General features: G+C 59.2%; 16 protein-coding genes. 6 read left to right on the top strand and 10 right to left on the bottom strand.

Annotated features, from left to right (window positions below; all coding sequences use genetic code 11):
- Window positions 1-77 precede the first annotated feature (77 nt).
- Complete coding sequence (gene uvrA, locus J4721_RS06240) at window positions 78-2,978, top strand: excinuclease ABC subunit UvrA (protein ID WP_211002472.1); 2,901 nt, start codon at window positions 78-80, stop codon at window positions 2,976-2,978.
- Window positions 2,979-3,782: 804 nt separating this feature from the next.
- On the opposite strand, the gene mmsB is transcribed toward uvrA, so the two are convergent.
- From mmsB to J4721_RS06225, 3 genes are read right to left on the bottom strand one after another with little or no spacing between them, the layout of a single operon-like run.
- Complete coding sequence (mmsB, locus tag J4721_RS06235; protein ID WP_102858622.1) at window positions 3,783-4,658, bottom strand: 3-hydroxyisobutyrate dehydrogenase; 876 nt, start codon at window positions 4,656-4,658, stop codon at window positions 3,783-3,785.
- Window positions 4,655-5,701 (bottom strand): enoyl-CoA hydratase/isomerase family protein, encoded by a 1,047-nt coding sequence (locus J4721_RS06230; protein ID WP_211002473.1) that lies wholly within the window; start codon window positions 5,699-5,701, stop codon window positions 4,655-4,657. Before J4721_RS06230 ends, mmsB begins: the two co-directional genes overlap by 4 nt.
- 7 nt (window positions 5,702-5,708) lie before the next feature.
- Window positions 5,709-6,854 carry an acyl-CoA dehydrogenase family protein gene (locus tag J4721_RS06225; RefSeq protein ID WP_014880128.1) on the bottom strand — a complete coding sequence of 382 codons (1,146 nt, stop codon included), beginning with the start codon at window positions 6,852-6,854 and terminating at the stop codon, window positions 5,709-5,711.
- A gap of 307 nt (window positions 6,855-7,161) precedes the next feature.
- Between J4721_RS06225 and J4721_RS06220 the strand changes: the two genes are divergently transcribed.
- Window positions 7,162-8,919: a UDP-N-acetylglucosamine-peptide N-acetylglucosaminyltransferase gene (locus J4721_RS06220; RefSeq protein WP_211002474.1), complete on the top strand. Its 1,758-nt coding sequence runs from the start codon at window positions 7,162-7,164 to the stop codon at window positions 8,917-8,919.
- Between the two features lie 254 nt (window positions 8,920-9,173).
- Here the strand turns inward: J4721_RS06220 and J4721_RS06215 are convergent, their stop codons facing one another.
- The 3 genes from J4721_RS06215 to J4721_RS06205 all read right to left on the bottom strand — a co-directional run bounded on the left by J4721_RS06215 (window position 9,174) and on the right by J4721_RS06205 (window position 12,736).
- Complete coding sequence (locus tag J4721_RS06215; protein WP_014874829.1) at window positions 9,174-9,773, bottom strand: L,D-transpeptidase; 600 nt, start codon at window positions 9,771-9,773, stop codon at window positions 9,174-9,176.
- 222 nt (window positions 9,774-9,995) lie between these two features.
- Window positions 9,996-11,024: a fatty acid desaturase gene (locus J4721_RS06210; RefSeq protein WP_076615560.1), complete on the bottom strand. Its 1,029-nt coding sequence runs from the start codon at window positions 11,022-11,024 to the stop codon at window positions 9,996-9,998.
- Between the two features lie 212 nt (window positions 11,025-11,236).
- Window positions 11,237-12,736, bottom strand: coding sequence for a CoA-acylating methylmalonate-semialdehyde dehydrogenase (locus J4721_RS06205; protein ID WP_014874827.1), 1,500 nt, complete (start codon window positions 12,734-12,736; stop codon window positions 11,237-11,239).
- 132 nt (window positions 12,737-12,868) lie between these two features.
- On the opposite strand from J4721_RS06205, the gene J4721_RS06200 reads away from it, so the two are divergent.
- The 3 genes from J4721_RS06200 to coaD all read left to right on the top strand — a co-directional run bounded on the left by J4721_RS06200 (window position 12,869) and on the right by coaD (window position 14,893).
- The gene (locus J4721_RS06200) at window positions 12,869-13,765 is read left to right on the top strand and encodes a LysR family transcriptional regulator (protein ID WP_014880124.1); all 897 of its coding nucleotides are present in this window, start codon (window positions 12,869-12,871) and stop codon (window positions 13,763-13,765) included.
- A 56-nt stretch (window positions 13,766-13,821) separates the two neighbouring features.
- Window positions 13,822-14,256 carry a CBS domain-containing protein gene (locus tag J4721_RS06195; RefSeq protein WP_102870030.1) on the top strand — a complete coding sequence of 145 codons (435 nt, stop codon included), beginning with the start codon at window positions 13,822-13,824 and terminating at the stop codon, window positions 14,254-14,256.
- A gap of 142 nt (window positions 14,257-14,398) precedes the next feature.
- Entirely contained in the window at window positions 14,399-14,893 is a 495-nt protein-coding gene (gene coaD, locus J4721_RS06190; protein ID WP_014874824.1) for a pantetheine-phosphate adenylyltransferase, read from the top strand.
- Between the two features lie 71 nt (window positions 14,894-14,964).
- Here the strand turns inward: coaD and J4721_RS06185 are convergent, their stop codons facing one another.
- The gene (locus J4721_RS06185) at window positions 14,965-15,108 is read right to left on the bottom strand and encodes a hypothetical protein (protein ID WP_014874823.1); all 144 of its coding nucleotides are present in this window, start codon (window positions 15,106-15,108) and stop codon (window positions 14,965-14,967) included.
- 101 nt (window positions 15,109-15,209) lie between these two features.
- Complete coding sequence (gene gap / locus J4721_RS06180; protein ID WP_102854711.1) at window positions 15,210-16,211, bottom strand: type I glyceraldehyde-3-phosphate dehydrogenase; 1,002 nt, start codon at window positions 16,209-16,211, stop codon at window positions 15,210-15,212.
- Window positions 16,212-16,491: 280 nt separating this feature from the next.
- On the opposite strand from gap, the gene J4721_RS06175 reads away from it, so the two are divergent.
- Window positions 16,492-17,463, top strand: coding sequence for a DUF808 domain-containing protein (locus J4721_RS06175; protein WP_211002475.1), 972 nt, complete (start codon window positions 16,492-16,494; stop codon window positions 17,461-17,463).
- Window positions 17,464-17,558: 95 nt separating this feature from the next.
- Here the strand turns inward: J4721_RS06175 and J4721_RS06170 are convergent, their stop codons facing one another.
- Both J4721_RS06170 and tkt read right to left on the bottom strand, forming a co-directional pair.
- Window positions 17,559-18,146, bottom strand: coding sequence for a hypothetical protein (locus tag J4721_RS06170; RefSeq protein ID WP_211002476.1), 588 nt, complete (start codon window positions 18,144-18,146; stop codon window positions 17,559-17,561).
- Between the two features lie 106 nt (window positions 18,147-18,252).
- Window positions 18,253-20,274, bottom strand: coding sequence for a transketolase (gene tkt, locus J4721_RS06165; RefSeq protein WP_211002477.1), 2,022 nt, complete (start codon window positions 20,272-20,274; stop codon window positions 18,253-18,255).
- Window positions 20,275-20,511 lie beyond the last annotated feature (237 nt).

The raw sequence follows: 20,511 nt of genomic DNA, 5'->3' as shown, positions 1-20,511 counted from the left end.
GAGACTCGGCGCGCAGTCCCTATCTGTAGGGTCGGACACTGGCTGCAAGGGTGGCTGGCGTTGAATCTGGGGGCAGTATGGCTGAGTTGAAATCGATCGAAGTGCGCGGTGCGCGCGAGCACAACCTGAAAAACATCGACGTGGATATCCCGCGCGATCAGCTGGTGGTGATCACCGGATTGTCCGGCTCGGGCAAGTCCAGCCTCGCGTTTGATACCATCTATGCCGAAGGCCAGCGCCGCTATGTCGAGAGCCTGTCTGCCTACGCGCGCCAGTTCCTCGATATGATGGAAAAGCCGGATGTGGATCACATCAGTGGCCTGTCGCCCGCGATCTCCATTGAGCAGAAAACCACCTCGAAAAACCCGCGATCGACTGTGGGCACCGTGACCGAGATTTACGACTATCTGCGTCTGTTGTTTGCCCGCGCGGGCACGCCCTATTCGCCGGCCACCGGAATGCCAATTGAGGCGCAGCAGGTGCAGGATATGGTCGACCGGATCATGACGCTGGAGGAGGGTACCCGTGGCTTCCTGCTGGCGCCCATCGTGCGGGACCGCAAGGGGGAATACCGCAAGGAATTCCTGGAGCTGCGCAAACAGGGGTTCCAGCGCGTGAAGGTCGATGGCGAATTCTACGAGCTGGATGAGCCACCAACATTGGACAAGAAGTTCCGCCATGACATCGACGTCGTTGTTGATCGTCTGGTGGTGCGCGAGGGGTTAGAGACCCGGCTGGCCGACAGCCTGCGGACCGCGCTGGATCTGGCCGATGGGATTGCCATTCTGGAAACCGCCCCGCGTGCGGCCGAGGGTGAAGAGGCGCCTGAGCCTGAGCGGATCACCTTTTCCGAGAACTTTGCCTGCCCGGTCAGCGGTTTCACCATCCCTGAGATCGAACCGCGGCTGTTTTCCTTTAACGCGCCGTTTGGCGCCTGTCCGGAATGTGACGGTCTGGGGGTTGAGCTGTTCTTTGACGAGCGTCTGGTGGTGCCGGATCAGAACTTGAAAATCTATGACGGGGCGCTGGCCCCCTGGCGCAAGGGCAAATCGCCCTATTTTCTGCAGACCATCGAAGCCATCGCCAAGCATTATCAGTTCAACAAGAACACCAAGTGGAAAGACTTGCCGAACAAGGTGCAGCAGGTGTTCCTGCGCGGCTCCGGCGACGAGGAAATCAAGTTCCGCTACGATGAAGGCGGCCGCGTCTATGAGGTGACGCGCGTCTTCGAAGGGGTCATTCCGAATATGGAACGGCGCTACCGAGAGACGGATTCCAACTGGATTCGCGAAGAATTCGAACGCTACCAGAACAACCGGTCCTGCGGTGTCTGCGAAGGCTATCGTCTGCGCGAAGAGGCGCTGGCGGTTAAAATCGGTCCTGCTGGCGCCCGCCCGGATCAACTGCTGCATGTGGGGCAGGTGGTGCAGATGTCGATCCGCGAGGCGTTGGCCTGGATTGAGGATGTGCCTAATCAGCTGTCGGCGCAGAAACAGGAAATCGCCCGCGCCATCGTGAAGGAAATTCGCGAACGGCTTGGGTTTCTGAATAATGTCGGTCTGGAATACCTGACCCTGAGCCGCAATGCCGGCACGCTCTCCGGTGGGGAGAGCCAGCGGATCCGATTGGCATCGCAGATCGGCTCTGGTCTGACAGGCGTTCTTTATGTGCTGGATGAGCCGTCCATCGGGCTGCATCAGCGTGACAATGACCGGTTGCTGGAAACCCTGAAAAACCTGCGGGATCAGGGTAATACGGTGATCGTGGTCGAACATGACGAGGACGCGATCCGCGAGGCGGATTATGTCTTTGACATCGGTCCCGGTGCCGGTGTGCATGGCGGGCAGGTGGTCAGCCACGGCACGCCAGAGATGGTTGCCGCTGATGAAGGGTCGATCACCGGGCAGTATCTCTCCGGCACACGCGAGATTGCGGTCCCATCGGTGCGCCGCAAGGGCAATGGGAAATCGGTGAAGGTGGTCAAGGCCACCGGCAACAACCTCAAGAACGTCACGGCAGAGTTCCCGCTGGGCAAGTTTCTGTGTGTTTCGGGCGTGTCTGGTGGCGGCAAGTCCACGCTGACCATTGAAACCCTGTTCAAGACCGCGTCCATGCGCCTGAATGGCGCACGCCAGACCCCGGCCCCCTGTGAAACCATCAAGGGGCTGGAGCATCTGGATAAGGTGATCGACATTGACCAGCGCCCGATCGGGCGCACGCCGCGTTCAAATCCGGCGACCTATACCGGGGCCTTTACTCCGATCCGCGAGTGGTTTGCCGGGCTGCCGGAATCCAAAACCCGTGGCTACAAACCGGGCCGGTTCTCCTTCAACGTGAAGGGCGGACGCTGCGAGGCCTGTCAGGGCGATGGGGTCATCAAGATCGAGATGCACTTCCTGCCGGATGTCTATGTGGAATGTGAGACCTGCAAGGGCGCGCGCTACAACCGCGAGACGCTGGAAATCCAGTTCAAGGGCAAGTCGATTGCCGATGTGCTGGATATGACGGTGGAGGATGCGCAACAGTTTTTCCAGGCGGTGCCGTCGATCCGCGACAAGATGGATGCGCTGATGCGGGTGGGCCTTGGCTATATCAAGGTGGGCCAGCAGGCGACCACCTTGTCGGGCGGCGAGGCGCAGCGAGTCAAATTGTCGAAGGAACTGGCCAAACGGTCCACCGGGCGAACGCTGTATATTCTGGATGAGCCGACCACGGGTCTGCATTTCGAGGATGTTCGCAAGCTGCTGGAAGTGCTGCATGAACTGGTCGAACAGGGCAACTCCGTGGTGGTGATCGAGCATAATCTGGATGTGATCAAAACCGCCGACTGGATCATTGATATTGGGCCGGAAGGCGGCGATGGCGGCGGCGAAATCGTAGCCGCAGGCACGCCGGAGGATGTGGCCGCAACGAAGGGCAGCCATACCGGTCACTACCTCAAAGAGATCCTCGACGCCCGCAGTCTCGCGGCGGAGTGATCCGCCGCAGGCTTTGCAGTATCCCTCGACGGGTCTGACCCCAAAAAACGAAGCGCCGCCGACGTTCTGTCAGCGGCGCTTTCCACAGAGCTGGATTGGGACGGCGCGACACCCGTTGGGGGTGGGGGAGAGCCTGCAGACGAGGACATGCAGGCAGCAGATGTCGCAAACCAAAGTCTTTAATCCAATTGGCGTGGAAGTCTTCTTTTCAGAAGCCAAACGAACCTGTGTAAATGCGACGAAATAGACGAAACCGGTGGGGGATCAGTGTCGTTTCTTACGTATTCGCAAAGGATCGCTTCTGTTAATTGTTTCCTTTCTCATTCTATTTCTGTTGTTAATTTCCACAGTTTACTGACCTGATGCCAATTGACAGGTGGTGTCCGGATTGCTTCCAGAGGGAGGGGCCGTTTCTAGCCGCATCGTCGGGGGTGATCAGATATGTCGTTGATCTAATGGTAGGTTGGCATATGGGTTTTCATGCGTCTAGGAAAAAGTTAACGCGCCCGGCGGCGTAAAAATGAGAATTTTATATTTCCTAACGGCGGTTCTGGCGTGTTAGGGAAATATTAACGACAATTTCGCGATCCGCTGTTGCAGGTTTCACGGCGGTTTGGTCGAAATAATGGGGTTGGCATATTTTCGATGTGAAACGCCAATTTAAAGCAAAACACCGCAGCCTATATCCGGGCTGCGGTGTTTTGCTTTTTTATGAAAGCGCGGATGATCTGCGTAGGCACCGCTGGCTGGCCGGTATGGCGGCGCATAGGCCGCGGTAGGCTGTGCCCTGCGGTGCGTGCGGGATCAATCGTGGCGGCTGCGCGCCTCAAAGCGGGGCAGCATGGCGCTGAAATCCTTGCCTGCGCCGCCTTCTTCCTCAACAAACATGGAATAGAGCGCCTGTGCCAGCGCCCCCATCGGGGTATCGGCATCCGCACTATGGGCGGCTTGCTGTGCCAGGCGCAGATCCTTCAGCATCAGCTCTGCGGCAAAACCGGGCTGGTAGTCATTATCGGCAGGCGATTGAGGGCCAACCCCCGGCGCCGGGCAATAGGCGTTCATCGACCAGCTGTAGCCAGAGGAGGTGGAGACCACATCGAACATCTTCTGACGGTCGAGGCCCAGTTTGTCGGCAAGGGCAAAGGCCTCGCAGGTGCCGATCATGGTAATGCCGAGGATCATGTTGTTGCAGATCTTGGCGGCCTGACCGGCGCCGGCATCGCCACAATGCACAGCCTTCTGACCCATGATGTCAAACAGTGGTTCCGCTGCTGCAAAGGCTGCAGCGGAGCCGCCGGCCATAAATGTGAGCGTGCCACCTGAAGCGCCGCCAATACCGCCGGAGACCGGGGCATCGACAAACATCAGGTTGGCGGACCCTGCCTGATCGGCCACGGCACGGGCGCTGTCGACATCGACGGTGGAACAATCCACCAGCGTGGTACCCTCTGCCATGGCCGGGATGACGTCATCTGCAACCGCGCGCAGGATCTGGCCATTCGGCAGCATGGTGATCACCACGTCGGCGCCGGTCGCGGCCTCAGCGGCGGAGGCCGCCATGGTGACACCCTCAATCGAGACATCCGCCATGTCAAAGCCGGTGACGGTGTGGCCTGCCTTGGCCAGATTGGCCGCCATCGGGCCGCCCATATTGCCAAGACCGATAAATCCGATGTTCATGTGTTCTCCTCCTCAAACTGCAGCGTCTGGGTCGCCAGCGGCATCAGCATCTGGCTGACAGCGGTAGCAGGCACATCACGATCTGCATATTGCCATTTGGGCTGGCGGTCCTTGTCAATGATCTGGGCGCGGATGCCTTCCAGAAAGTCGCCCTTCTCCATCGCACGATGGGTGAAGCGGTATTCCAGTTCAAGCGCCTTGCGAATGCCCATGGTGCCGAGGCGCAGCCGGTGCAGCAGCTCGACGGTGCAGGCCATCGACAGCGGGGCGTTGCGTCGCAGGGTTTTCAGTGTCTCGTCGGCGAAGGCGCTGCTGTCTTGATCAAGTGTGGTCAGAATAGCGCCCAGTGTTTCGCCGGCAAAACTGTGGTCGATGGTGTCGCGTAGCGCCTCCAGACGGCCTTCGGGTGCGGTCTCTGCGGCGTCTGCAAGCAGATTGGCGCGGCCTGAGTGTTCCAGTTCGGCGATTAGCTCAGGCCAGCGGGTTTCGGGGATGTAGTGGTCGGCAAAGCCCGCATAGATCGCGTCCGCCGCCGTCATCCGCGCCCCTGTGAGGCCGAGGTATTCCCCCAGACGCCCCGGCGCCAGGGCCAGCATCAGGGTGCCGCCAACATCAGGAATAAGACCGATGCCAACCTCGGGCATGGCGATCTTCGTACTGTTGCCGACGATGCGATGGGTACCATGGCAGCCAAGACCGACGCCGCCACCCATGACGAACCCCTGCAGAAAACTGACCACCGGTTTGGGGTATTCAAAGATCCGGGCGTTCATACGGTATTCATCGCGCCAGAACCGGCGACCATAGTCGTAATCGCCACTGGTGCCGGTCTGGTAGAGTTCGGCAATGTCACCGCCCGCACAGAAGGCTTTCTCGCCCTCGGCGTCCATCACCACCAGATCAACGGCATCGTCATCGGCCCAGGCTTTCAGCGCGGCGTCGACGGCCATGCACATGTCATAGCTCAGCGCATTCAGCGCCTTGCTGCGGGTGAGGGTAATCCGCCCGGCGCGGCCAGTGATGCGGATATCAATATCGCTCATGGCTGCCTCAGTGGTTTTCGGCCAGAAGATGGCGCGCGGTGATCACACGCATGATCTCATTGGTGCCTTCCAGGATCTGGTGAACCCGCAGATCGCGCACCAGTTTTTCGATGCCATAGTCCGCGAGATAGCCATAGCCGCCATGCAGTTGCAGACATTGATCGACCACTTTGGAGCCAGCTTCGGTGACAAACTTCTTCGCCATAGCGCAGTGTTTGGAGGCATCCGGCGCGCCCTGATCCAACTTCCACGCGGCCTGACGCAGGAACACACGGGCCGCCTGAAGTTCGATTTCCATATCCGCAAGGCGGAATTGCAGGCCCTGGAACTGATCGATGGATTTGCCAAAGGCCTTGCGCTCGGACATATATTGCAGGGTCATGGTCAGCGCCTGCTGTGCCGCGCCGAGCGAGCAGGAGGCGATATTCAGACGCCCGCCATCCAGACCTTTCATCGCGTAGGTGAACCCTTTGCCTTCTTCTCCGACCAGATTGGCGGCGGGGATTTTGCAGTCGTCGAACTGAACCTGGGCTGTGGGCTGGCTCTTCCAACCCATTTTCTCCTCAAGCCCGCCAAAGCTGAGCCCTGCTGTGCCATCCTCGACATAGACGGTAGAGACACCTTTGGGGCCGTCCTCACCGCTGCGCACCATGCAGACATAGGCGTCGGAATACCCCCCACCCGAGATGAAGGCCTTGGTGCCGTTGAGAGTATAGCCCTCGTTGGTTTTGGCAGCACGGGTTTTCAGCGCTGCGGCATCAGAGCCGGAACCGGGCTCGGTGAGACAGTAGCTGAGCACGGTCTTCATCGACAGGATGTCAGGCATGATCCGCGCCTTCATCTCGTCACTGGCAAAGCTGTCGAGCATCTTGGCGCACATGTTGTGGATCGACAGGAAGGCCGCAACAGACGGGCAGGCCATCGACAGCGCCTCAAACACCAAGGTGGCATCCAGTCGCGACAGGCCCGCGCCGCCGGTTTCTTCGGAGACATAAAGCGCGCCAAAGCCCAGCTCGCCGATCTGCGGCCAGAGCGATTTCGGAATTGTGCCCTCGGCCTCCCACTGGCGGGCGAAGGGGGCGATATGCTCCTGTCCAAAGGCAAAAGCCATATCGAAAATGGCGGTCTGTTCCTCGGTCAATGCGAAATCCACAGCGTGTCCTCCCTCGTGTGAACGCAGCCCGGCCCGGATATGACCCGCCGGAGTCGTCATGAATTGAACGGTTGTTTATTTTTCTAGCGACCCAAGCGCGACAGGGCAAGCGGCAGCGGTGCAAAGCTGCTGTGCAGAAATGTCGGTTTGCCCTTGGTTCTGGCGGATAAGTAAGGGCATTGCTGCAAGAAGTGCGACAGGAAGTGAAGTGAACCGTTTCTTAGGCATTTTCCTTCAAACTGACTGAAATTTGTCAAAAACCGTGGCGCATTGCAGCCGCGGAGGATCAGCTGAGGGCAGACTTTCTATGAACAAGCCATTGCGCACCAAACATCTTTCGAAATCGGCGCGTCGCAAACTTGAGACGCCTGTCCTATCACCCGTTGAAAAACTCAAGGTCGAGGCCAGTCGGGCCTTTGTGGAGGCCGATTACCAACGCGCACGCGAGCTGACCACTCAGGCGCTTATGTTTGAGCCGAACAATGCCACGCTGCATGCAGAGGTCGCGTCTAGCTTTATGCAGGAGAAAAAATACGAGCTGGCCCTGAAGCATTTGATGGGTGCCCTCAAACTGGAGCCGACCAATCCCACATGGCTGAGCGCGATCGGGACCATTTTATTCCTGATGGACAAGCTTAGCGACGCGGTGGGTTTTTTCGAAGCCGTATATCAGCTGGACCCGGAAAATGCGATGAATGTTTCGCGGCTTGTGCAGTCGCAGATGAATCTCTGCGACTGGGCGGTCTATCAGGACCAGAAAAACAAGTTGAGGATACTGGACAATGATCCGGCCAATGGTGACCCGTTCACCACGCTGCTCTATGTAGATGACGGCGCCTTTCAGAAAAAGCGCGCTGTTATGAAAACCAAGAAAAAGGCGGCTATCTCGGATCGGAAAGTTGCATGCAAATTCGACCGGTCTCCCGTGGCTGGTCGTAAGATCCGGATTGGCTATTTTTCATGCGATTTCTTCAATCATGCGACGATGTTCCTGATGGCTCGCCATTTTGAGTTGCATGACAGGGGCAAGTTCGAAATCTACATTTACGACTACAGCGCACAACCCGATAACGTGATGCGTCAGCGCGTTCTGACGTCAGCAGATTGCTACCGGCAGATCGAGAACATGAAAGACGAGGATGTGGCCGAACTGGCGCGGGCGGATGGTCTCGATATTGCCATTGACCTGAAAGGTTACACCAAACATGCCCGGCCTGCGATTTTCGGTTTCCGCGCAGCGCCGGTGCAGATCTCCTATCTGGGGTATCCAGGCACAACAGGCATGCCGACGATGGACTACTTCCTCGCGGATCCCGTTACCGTCCCAAAGGAGGGGCGACGTCATTTCTCAGAGAAGATTCTCTATATGCCGAACTGTTATCAGGTGAATGACAACAGCCGCGCGCATCCTGAGGAAAAGCCGACACGGGCCGATATGGGGCTGCCGGAGGATGCGGTAGTGTTCTGTTCCTTCAACAACCACAACAAGGTTACCCCGGCAGAATTTGATATCTGGATGGACCTGCTGAAGGACGTGGATAACAGCGTTCTGTGGTTCCTGGCTGCTGCTGACATCGTCCGTGCCAATATACTGAAGGAAGCAGAGGCGCGCGGGGTTCCTGCGGATCGGATTGTCTTTGCCGGTCGCTGCAGCACTCCGGATCACGTTGCGCGCCTACCTCTTGCGGATATCTTCCTCGATACGTTTGCCTGTAATGCCCACACCACGGCGAGCGAGATGTTGTGGTCCGGCGTGCCCGTGGTCACCAAACCGGGAGAGCAATTTGCGGCCCGGGTCGCGGCGAGTATCGTGACGGCTGTCGGCTGCCCGGAGCTGATTGCCGAGACGGATGAGGAGTATCGTGCGCTGGCGCTGCGGCTGGCCACCCAGCCGGAAGAGCGGCAGGCGCTGCGTGAGAAACTGAAAGCGAATATCCCGACCACGCCGCTGTATGATACTGAGCAATATGTCCGCGATTTCGAAGCGCTGATGGAGAAGGCGATCCAGCGGTATGATGACGGTCTGAAACCGGATCATCTGAGCCTCGCGGAGGGCAAGGTCTAGGCCCTGCGCGCACGTGCTTATGGCCATCCGGGGGGGCGTCTCGGATCGGTACCGCTATACTGAGTGATCTGACTGCCAAATGAAAAGCGCGCCCCGCAATGCCGGTGCGCGCTTTGCCGGTTTGCAGCCTGTTGGGGTCCACGGTCTGAGGCGGGGCCTCAGCCGTCACCTTGTCAGGTAGAGCCGCGTTGGTGGCAATCCTCGTTATGCGCTGGAGAAATGGCCGCGGGTCCAGCTGCTGGGTGCGTCTGCGCTTAGAGCAGGCGGACCTGGGTGCCGACCTCCACCATCTCATAGAGCGCTTCGACGTGCTGATTATAGAGGCCGATACAGCCGGAGCTGCTTTGGCGACCGATCTTGCGGGTATCATGGGTGCCATGAACCAGATAGGCGGGCCAGCTGAGGTACATGGCGCGGGTACCCAGCGGATTGCCAGCGCCGCCCTCCATGCGCAAGGGCAGCGAAGGGTCGCGTTCGCGCATTGAGGCTGTCGGGGTCCAGCTTGGATTCTTGGCCTTGCGCACCACTTTGGTGTAACCGCGCTTGGTCAGTTCCTCTGTCATTGGCACAGAAGAGGGGAACAGCCGATAGGTGACCCCATCGCCCCCCCAGTAATGCAGCGCGCGCGAAGAGATATCGGCCAGCATACAGCCCACACCAAGCTCATCGAAATGATCCTGCCAGGCCTGCTGCTGGAAAGAGGAGATGTTGCGTTTGACCGGGATTTCGGTCTCGATCTTTGGCTCTTCCACCGGGAAGGCATCGCTTGACTGCGCGCGCAGCAGGGTCGGTGTGGCCAATGTGGCGCCAAGCCCGGACAGGGCGGCGCGGCGGGTCATGTAAATTTTGGTCATGGTATCCTTCGGCGGTCTGCTCGGGCATGCGGCCTTAAACTAAGCATGGGGCCGCAATTTCCTAGGGGGCAGGTTGCGAAAATTGCCGGCCTCACAGGGTTGTGTAGCCCGATGAGGCTTGGACCAGCGAAAATTTGCCACAGCTTGGTATGCGCCGTTGGAGATGCGCACCGGGACAGCTCCACTGGAGTATCCGGACGGGGCAGCCGCGCAGGGGGCCGGTCAGCCGTAGAGCTGACGGACCTGAGCGAAGGACAACAGGCGTTTGCTGTTCTCGTCCCACAGATGCAGCCGGGCGTTGGCGAGGCTCTCGCGGATGGTCATCCGGTTACCCTCGGCCAGTTCTGCATGGTCGCGCAGCACCTGCGGCAGACGGTAGAACGGGATGCGGCTGTAGAGGTGATGCACATGGTGGATGCCGATATTGGCGCTGATCCATTGCAGCACCGGCGGCAGCACGTAATGTGAACTGCCGTGCAGGGCGGCATCATGCAGCTGCCAGTCGTCTTCCTGTTCCCACTGGGTGGTTTCGAACTGGTGCTGGACGTAGAACAACCACAGCCCGGCGGTGGCGGCAAGCAGGGTTGCCGGGACAAAGATCAGCAAAAGCGGCATCAGACCGCCAAAATACCAGATCGCAGCGAGCGCAATCACGATGGTGAGATTGGTGCCCATCGCGCTGATCCAGTAGCGGGCCTGTCCCATCAGACCGTAGGGAATACGGTTCTGCAGGAAGAACAGATAGCCCGGGCCAATCGCAAACAGGGTGATCGGATGGCGGTAGAGGCGATACATCAGACGGCCCCAGCGGCTTTCGGCGTGGTATTCGGCAACGGTCATGGTGTGGATATCGCCCATGCCACGTTTGCCGAGGTTGCCATGGGTGCTGTGATGGATCGAATGGGTGCGGCGCCAGACGTCATAAGGCGTGAGGGTCAGCACACCAATGATGCGTCCGACCCAGTCGCTGAGCCGACGGTTGCTGAAAAACGAACCATGGCCGCAATCGTGCTGAATGGTGAAGAGCCGCAGAAGGAAGGCCGCGATCAGAACCGAGAGGCCCAGTGTCAGCCAGTAGCTGACCGAGAGTGACCACCAGGCCAAGGCCCAGAGCAGCACAAAAGGCACAACGGTGACGGTCAGTTCAAACAGGCTTCGCAGCATATTGGGCTCGCGGTATTGCGCGAGGATCTTGACCCAATCACGTGCCGTCTTCTCAGCCGTCTGCGGCCCGTTCTGCTTTTGGGACATACTTATCTGCCTGTCGTTTCACTGCCTCTGGCAGACCGGATAGACTACCGGTGATATTGAGCAAGTAAAATCCGGGCCAAATGCGATGAAATCACGCGCAAGTGCGCAGAAATACGGGGAGTGCGGCGCGGCAACATCAATTGCGGACCATACAATGAGAAAAGGCCCCGGCAGTGCCGGAGCCTTGAATTGCCAGCGGATTGACCTGAAAATCAGTCCATCGCCTTGAAGTTGAACTCGCCACCTTCCTTGATGCCCGAGGGCCAGCGGGAGGTCACGGTCTTGGTCCGGGTGTAGAATTTGAAGCTGTCCGGGCCGTGCTGGTTCAGGTCGCCGAACATGGATTTCTTCCAGCCGCCGAAGGTGTGATAGGCCAGTGGCACAGGGATTGGCACGTTGATGCCGACCATGCCGATGTTGACGCGGGACGCGAAGTCACGTGCGGTGTCACCATCACGGGTAAAGATCGCGGTGCCGTTGCCGTACTCGTGATCCATCGCCAGTTTCAGCGCGTCTTCATAGCTGTTCGCACGCACGGTGGACAGCACCGGGCCAAAGATCTCCTGCTTGTAGATGTCCATGTCGGGGGTGACATGGTCAAACAGATGCGCGCCAACAAAGAAGCCGTCCTCATAGCCCTGCAGTTTGAAGTCGCGGTTGTCCACCACCAGCTTGGCACCCTGGTCAACGCCGGACTGGATCAGGCCCAGGATCCGTTCTTTGGACGCAGCGGTCACAACCGGGCCGAGGTCGACGTCGTCGCCAGCCGTGTAGGGGCCGACCTTCAGCTTCTCGATGCGCGGGATCAGCTTTTCGATCAGCTTGTCGGCGGTTTCTTCACCAACGGGGACGGCAACGGAGATTGCCATGCAGCGTTCGCCAGCCGCGCCGAAACCGGCGCCAACCAGCGCATCTGCGGCCTGGTCCAGATCGGCGTCGGGCATCACGATCATGTGGTTCTTGGCACCGCCAAAACACTGCGCGCGCTTGCCGTTGGCGGTGGCGCGGGAATAGATGTACTGCGCAATCGGGGTGGAGCCGACAAAGGACACGCCCTGAATGATTTCGCTGTCCAGAATGGTGTCCACGGCTTCCTTGTCGCCGTTCACAACCTGGAACACACCTTCGGGCAGACCTGCCTCAACAAACAGCTCCGCCAGCATCAGCGGCACGGAGGGGTCACGTTCGGAAGGTTTCAGCACCACGGCGTTGCCGCAGGCCAGCGCCGGGCCAACGTGCCACAGCGGCATCATGGCAGGGAAGTTGAACGGCATGATGGAGCCGACAACACCCAGCGGCTGGCGCATGGAATACATGTCGATGCCGGGGCCTGCGCTGTCGGTGAATTCCCCCTTCAGCATCTGCGGTGCGCCAACGCAATATTCGATGACTTCCAGACCGCGCTGCAAATCGCCTTTGGCGTCGGGAATGGTTTTACCGTGCTCGCGGCTCAGAGCTTCGGCCAGCTTGTCCATGTCGCGGTTCATCAGCGCGACCATTTTCATCATCACGCGGGCGCGTTTTTGCGGGTTGGTGGCGCCCCAGGCCGGCTGCGCGGCAGCAGCCTTTTCAATGATATCGGTGGTTTCCGCAGCGCTGGCCATCGGGCACTGATACTGCACGTCGCCGGTGGCGGGGTTGAAAACATCGTCAAACCGGCCCGAGGTGCCGGAGACAAGTTTGCCGTTGATAAAGTGGCCGAGCTCTTTCATCGGATCCTCCTCTGTTCATGTTGTCGCCATCCTAGGCTTGCAAAAAACACTGGAAAAGAGGAAAGATCTCAAAGAGGCTTTGCAGGAACGCAAAGGTTAACAGAATGTTGACGGCAGGAGGAGGGAAAGCTCATGGATCCACAATGGGATGACATGCGGGTGTTCCTGGCAGTGGCGCGTGAGAGCAGCCTGTCAGGGGCCGGGCGGATCCTGAAAATGGACCCGGCAACGGTTGGGCGGCGGATTTCCCGCTTTGAAGAGGCGCTGGATACGCCGCTGTTTGTAAAATCGCCGCAGGGCTATGCGCTGAGTGCCGCCGGGGACCGTTTGTTGGGTCATGCGGAGGCGGCAGAACAGGCGATGCGCGCGGGGCAGGAGGCGCTGGTGGGGCCGAGCGATACGCTGTCCGGGCAGATCCGTATCGGCGCACCGGATGGCAGCGCCAATTATCTGCTGCCGCAGGTCTGTGCCAAGATTGGCGCTGAGAACCCGGATCTGGATATCCAGATCGTCGCCTTGCCGCGGGTGATCAACCTGAGCCGTCGCGAGGCCGATATGGCCGTGACGGTCAGCGCGCCCACCGCGGGCCAGCTGCTGGTGCAGAAAATCACCGACTACAAACTGCATCTTGTGGGATCGCGTCACTATCTGCGCGAGCATCCGCCGATCGAAAAGCTGGACGATCTGAAGCATCACAAGATGATCGGCTATATTCCCGATATGATTTTTGACCGCGAGCTGGACTACCTTGCCAATCTTGGCGTCGAGCGGGTGGCGCTGGCCTCCAATTCAGTCTCGGTGCAGATCAAACTGGCGGCGGAGGGGACAGCGCTGTGCGTGGCGCATGATTTCACGCTGCCGTCGCACCGCTCCCTGCGCAAAGTGCTGACCGACAAGATCAGCCTGACGCGTAGTTTCTACCTTGTGCGCCACCAGGGGGATCAGCGCAGCGACCGACTCAATCGGTTTGCGCAGGCGTTGTCGAAAGGCATACGCGACGAAGTGGTCCGGCTGGAAGGCTTGACTTGATGCCGCGATAGGGCAACCCTTGGTGGTACGCAAGAAAATTACAAAAAGGAGCGCCTATGCTGGTTCAATTGATTCTGAAGTCCAAGGCAAGCTCTGGGGTGGTGACCATTGCTCCTGAGGCAACGATATCTGAGGCTGCCAAACTGCTGGGCGATCACAAGATCGGGACCGTAGTGGTCTCCAGCGATGGCGAGACCGCCGACGGTATCCTGTCCGAGCGCGATATCGTGCGTGAACTGGCCCGCAGTGGCTCCGGCTGTCTCAGCAAGGCCACCAGTGAGTATATGACCCGCAAGCTGGTCACCTGTACCAGCCAGTCCAACGTCGAGGATGTGTTGAAACAGATGACCGAGGGACGGTTTCGCCACATGCCGGTGGTGGAAGATGGCAAGCTGATCGGTCTGGTGTCGCTGGGCGATGTTGTGAAGGCACAGCTGGCCGAGGTTGCGATGGAGAAAGATGCCCTTGAGGGCATGATCATGGGTCACTGACCCTGCGCTTCGACACTGGCCGTGGCCGCTGTCGAAGCCCTGACGTCACGGCGCAGGAGCGGCTCGGTATTTCCACGCTCTTGCGCCCCGATGACAAAAATGTTTGCTTGCGCGCACCCAACCAGCAGGCAGGAGAGGCCCCATGCGTATTGGCTTGTATCCCGGCACATTCGATCCCATCACATTGGGGCATATAGATATTATCCGTCGTGCCAGTGCGCTGGTGGACAAGCTTGTGATCGGCGTTGCGATCAACCGAGACAAGGGGCCGCTGTTTTCATTGGAAGAGCGTGTGGCCATGATCGAGGCGGAATGTGCCAAGCTGAGCGAACAGACCGGCACCGAGATTGTGGCCCATCCGTTTGAGAACCTGCTGATCGACTGCGCCCGCGACGTTGGCGCGCAGATCATCGTGCGGGGGCTGCGGGCGGTGGCTGATTTTGAGTATGAATTCCAGATGGTCGGGATGAATCGCGCGCTCGACAGTTCGGTTGAGACAGTGTTTCTGATGGCCGAGGCGCGGCACCAGGCAATCGCATCAAAGCTGGTGAAGGAAATCGCGCGGCTTGGGGGCGATGTCTCGAAATTCGTGACGCCGCTGGTTGAGAGCGAGCTGCGCCGTCAACTGGCGAAGTGAGCCGTGTCACATTGAGCTGAAGCTGCGGCGGTCCCATTCGGGGCCGCCTTTTTCGTGTTCCGTCCGAAAGATCAGCGCCAGAAGGCGATCCAGTCGATCAGTTCAAACAGGCGTTTGCCCAGAAACACCATATGTTCAGTGCCAAATAGCCAGAGATCCACGGCAATAGCGGTCAGGATCAGCAGCGCAAGGATGAGGGCAACTTTGTTGGTCATGATCCTGGGTTCAAAAAAGAGACGCCCGGCCAGATATGCCTGACCGGGCGGTGTCTTACAAGTCGCAGCGCCTAGAGAGCGCGTGCTATGTCGGGGCAGGGTTAGCTCAGGCGACCCATTGCCACGGCCACATCCGCCATACGGACGGAGAAGGCCCATTCATTGTCATACCAGGCCAGAACGCGGACCAGGCTGTTTTCCACCACGCGGGTCTGATCCGGCGCAAAGATGGAGCTGTGTTCCGTGTGGTTGAAATCAATCGAGACCAGCGGTGCGGGTTCGTAGCCGATCACGCGGGACATATGGCCCTTGGCGGCTTCGCTCATGATGGCGTTGATTTCGGTGACGCTGGTCTGTTTGCTGGCGCGGAAGGTCAGATCCACAGCGGAGACATTCGGCGTCGGCACGCGGATGGCGGATCCGTCCAGACGGCCCTTCAGGTTTGGCAGCACCTCACCCAGTGCCTTGGCCGCACCGGTGGTGGTTGGGATCATCGCCATGGCAGCAGCGCGGGCACGGTAGAGATCGTCGTGGCGGCGGTCCAGCGTCGGCTGATCACCGGTATAGGCGTGGATCGTGGTCATGATCCCGCTTTCGATGCCGACAGTTTCGTCCAGTACCTTGGCGAGTGGGGCGAGACAGTTGGTGGTGCAGGAGCCGTTGGAAACCATACGGTCGCTGGCGCGCAGCTTGTCGTCGTTGACGCCAAAGACGATGGTCTTGTCGACATTGGTGCCGGGGGCGGACAGCAGAACCTTCTTGGCACCGCGCGCCAGATGGGCCTTGGCCTTTTCGCCGTCGTTGAATTTGCCGGTGCATTCCAGCACCACGTCACAACCCGACCAGTCCAGATCGTCCATATTGTAGGTGGAGAACATCTGCATATCGCCACGGCCGAGGTTCATGGTGTTTTCACCCAAGGTGACCTCGCCGGGGAAACGGCCATGCACGGAGTCGTATTTCAGCAAATGCGCTGCGGTCTCCAGCGGGCCGGTGGCATTGACCTTGACCACTTCGATATCGTCCCGGCCAGAGGCTGCGATATGTGCCAGGGTGCAGCGGCCGATGCGGCCAAACCCGTTGATCCCGACTTTGATGGTCATATGCGTATCTCCAAACGAGCAAGAATTGCCCTCGCTATAGCGACCATTCCCTCGGGTCAAAAGCTTAAAAATGGCATTATTCCAGACTGTTAGCGCAAAACTTGACTGGTTGCGGTAACGGAATTGACTGATTGCGATAACGTTTCTGCCGGCGTGCAGCAGCATAAGGTGACGGTGTTTGACGCAGGGCGGGAACAAACGGGCCGCTCAACGGCTTGTACCTGATAGACGATAGGATAGGGTGGGCCAAAATGCGCGCGAATGGAAAAGGGGACCGGGTATGAGCGGATTGTTGGCTTTGCTCGATGATGTGGCAGCGATTGCAAAGGTGGCGGCGACCTCGGTCGATGATGTGGCCGCAGCAGCGAGCAAGGCGGGGGCCAAGACGGCGGGCGTGATCATCGACGATGCGGCGGTGACACCCAAGTATCTGCAAGGCTTTGCCCCTGCGCGCGAACTGCCGATCATCTGGCGCATCACCCGCGGGTCGTTGTTCAACAAACTGATCTTGCTGCTGCCGGTCGCCATGCTGCTGGCCAATTTCGCGCCCTGGCTGATTACGCCGCTGCTGATGCTGGGCGGATCCTATCTGTGTTTTGAGGGCGCCGAGAAGATCTTTCACGTGTTGTTCCCCCATGCCAGCCACGAGATCGAACAGGATATGTCGGTGAAGGATCCCGGCCATCTGGAGGAGCAAAAGATCAAAGGCGCGATCAAAACCGATTTCATCCTGTCGGCGGAAATCATGACCATCGCGCTGGCCGCCATCGAGGCGCCGAATGTCTGGATGCAGGCGGCAACGCTGGCGGTGGTCGCCATCGGGGTGACGCTGGCGGTTTACGGATCGGTTGCGGTGATTGTGAAGATGGATGACGTGGGGCTGTATCTGGCGGGCAATGCACCAACGCCCATCGGGCGCGGTCTGGGCCGTGGGCTGGTGAAATTCATGCCGGTGCTGATGTGGATCCTGTCGGTGGTCGGCACCGCAGCGATGCTGTGGGTCGGCGGCTCCATCATCATCCACGGGCTGGAGGTGCTGGGCTTTGGCTGGCTGGGCCATCACATCCACGACTGGGCCTATGCCGTCGGCCACGCGGTGCCTGCGGCTTGGACCGGTTTCGCCGAGTGGAGTGCCAAGGCCACAATGGACGGCGTGTTCGGGCTGGTCTGGGGGCTGGTCCTGATCCCGCTGGCGACGAAGGTTGTGGGGCCGGTGCTTGCGACTGTGTCGGGGAAGTCAGCGGGGCATTGATCAAAATGCCCGTGCAGAGCATGGGCAGCGCCCGGACCGACCCCTCGGCCCGAGCGCGAAGCGCCCAGTTGCTAACACTTCTGACCTAACTAAGTTTAGCTGACAAAGTTTTCAGGCTTGTTTGGTTCTAGTTCCCAGAAATGGGAAGCTGCAGTTTGATAGAGTGCATCGAATTCCTCCCAATTCAGAGGAATGAAAGTCTGCACCTTTAGGCTACCCAGATTTTTGGTTCTCTTGTGACGATCTAAACGCTCCTGAGATTTTCCCAAGTCTGTGTCTCTTCTAGGTGCTGCATATCTTCCCGCCCAATAGAGCAACTGGCTCAGTTCTGCTAAGCGGTAGGCGTCATCGTCTGTTGTTTTTGGCAGACCCGCTTGCGCCCATAGTTCGTAGACATCATGCGAAGGTGGCGGTGGTGATTTTGTCTTGACGCAAAGAATGGCCTTCAAGATCAACTCAAGCGAGATAGCGGCTTCTCTACGGAAGCCTTCTCCCAACGCGAACGCATGGGCGCCGCCATATTCAGCTTCTTTAGAAAATTGATCAGCCTGTGCCTTGTCAATATGAGATAATACAAAGGCCGACATCCGCGCATTGTCTGCTTTCGCAAAGAAGTGCCATGGTGCCTTTCTTCTTTTCTCCCAGATGCTCTCTGGTTCCTGCCAATAGTCGTCGCTAGCCATTGTTGCCTCCAATCGTTCTCCGACGTTTGCTTAACTATGCGTAACTGCTTCAACGAAAAAGGGCACCCGATTGGGTGCCCTTCGTACTTTCGAGTTATGACAGCTATTACCCCAGCAGCTCTTTCACCTTCGCGACGGTGTGGTCTGCGGTGATGCCGAACTTCTCGAACAGCTCGCCTGCGGGGGCGGAGGCGCCGAAGCTGTCCATGCCCACAAATGCGGCTTTCTTTTCCTGGCCACGTTCGCCCATCAGCAGGCGATCCCAGCCGCCGGCGCGCACGGCGGCTTCGATACCCACGCGGACCGGGCCTGCGGGCAGGACCTTGCGGCGGTAGGCTTCGTCCTGTTCGGCGAACAGTTCCATGCAGGGCATGGAGACAACGCGGGTGCCGATACCGTCGGCCTCCAGCTTCGCCTTGGCGTCCATCGCGACGGAGACCTCAGAACCGGTGGCGATCAGAATGACCTGACGCTTGCCCTCGGCCTCTGCCAGAACATAGCCGCCCTTGGCGGTCAGGTTGCTGAGCTTATGCTCGGTCCGCACGGTGGGCAGGTTCTGCCGGGTCAGGGTCATCACCGAGGGGGTGTCCTTCGAGGTCAGGGCGATTTCCCAGGCCTCTGCGGTTTCCACGGTGTCGGCGGGACGGAACACATAGGTGTTCGGCGTCGCGCGGCAGATTGCCAGATGCTCCACCGGCTGGTGGGTCGGGCCATCTTCGCCAACGCCGATGGAATCATGGGTCATGACAAAGACGGTCGGGATCTTCATCAGGGCCGCCAGACGCATCGCGGGACGCGCGTAGTCGGTGAAGCAGAAGAAAGTGCCGCCATAGGGGCGCATACCGCCGTGCAGCGCCATACCGTTCATCGCCGAGGCCATGCCGTGCTCACGGATGCCCCAGTAGACGTAGCGGCCCTTGCGATTGTCCGTGTCAAAGACGCCCAGATCGCCGGTCTTGGTGTTGTTGGAGCCGGTGAGGTCAGCAGAGCCACCCACGGTTTCCGGCATGATCGGATTGATCACTTCCAGTGCCATCTCGGAGGATTTGCGGGTCGCCACCTTGGGCTGGGTTTCGGAGATCTGCTTTTTCAGCGCCTTGACGGTGGCCGACAGCTTCTTGGGCGCGTCCAGCGCATAGGCGCGGTTGAAGCGGTCCTGTTTCTGCTGCGAGGCTTCGGCAAAGCGGGATTCCCAGGCTTCGCGCTCGGCGGCGCCGCGCTGGCCGATGGCTTCCCACTGGGATTTCACATCTGCGGGCACCTCAAACGGGCCGGTGGTCCAGCCATAGGCGGCCTTGGCGTCCCGCATCTGATCCGCATCTGTCAGCGCGCCGTGACCCTTGGAGGTGTCCTGTGCGGCATGACCCAGCGCGATGTGGGTCTTGCAGGCGATCATCGAAGGTTTCTTCGATTTCTTCGCAGCTTCAATGGCTTCGTCGATGGCCTTGGGGTCGTGGCCATCGATTTCCAGCACCTGCCAGCCAGAGGCCTTGAAGCGCTGCACCTGGTTGGTGCGATCCGACAGCTCAACGCTGCCGTCGATGGTGATGTTGTTGTTGTCCCAGAACACGATCAGTTTGCCGAGGCTGTGACGACCGGCAAGGCCGATGGCCTCCTGGCTGATGCCCTCCATCAGGCAGCCGTCGCCTGCGATCACATAGGTGTGGTGATCGACCAGCTTGCGGCCGTACTGCGCGCGCTGCATCTCCTCTGCCATGGCAAAACCCACGGCATTGGCAATGCCCTGACCCAGCGGACCCGTGGTGGTTTCCACGGCATCGATGAGGAAGTTTTCCGGGTGACCGGCGGTCAGCGCGCCCATCTGGCGGAAGTTCTTCACCTGATCCAGCGTCACCTGTGCATCGCCCATGAGATAGAGCAGCGAATAGATCAGCATGGAGCCGTGACCGGCGGACAGGATAAACCGGTCGCGGTCGGGCCACTGTGGGTTCGCCACATCGAACTTCATGTGTTTTTCAAACAGGACGGTGGCGACATCGGCCATGCCAATCGGCATGCCGGAATGGCCCGAATTTGCCGCAGCAACGGCATCAAGGGTCAGGGCACGGATGGCCGCGGCCTTGGTCCAATGTTCGGGGTTTGCGTTGCGCAGGGCTGTCAGATCCACTGGATTTTTCCTCTGGGTTTTCGGCAGACTGAGCGCTCAATAGCAGTGATATGGCAAAGATCAAGCGTTTGCGCGGCTTCCTGCGCGAAGTTGACGCTGCAAGTGGTTGAAAGCAAACAGGGGGTAATTTATCCCTGCATGAACTAAGCTGGATGTGTAGCGTCAGATCCGCCTTGATTCGCGCCCTGGATGCAAAAACAGGCCGCCGAGCGGGGGATCAGCGCGCTGCATATGGAC

This window comes from Phaeobacter sp. HS011 (assembly GCF_018101215.1).
GTDB lineage: Bacteria > Pseudomonadota > Alphaproteobacteria > Rhodobacterales > Rhodobacteraceae > Phaeobacter > Phaeobacter inhibens.
This window is presented reverse-complemented; position numbering and strand designations above follow the sequence as displayed.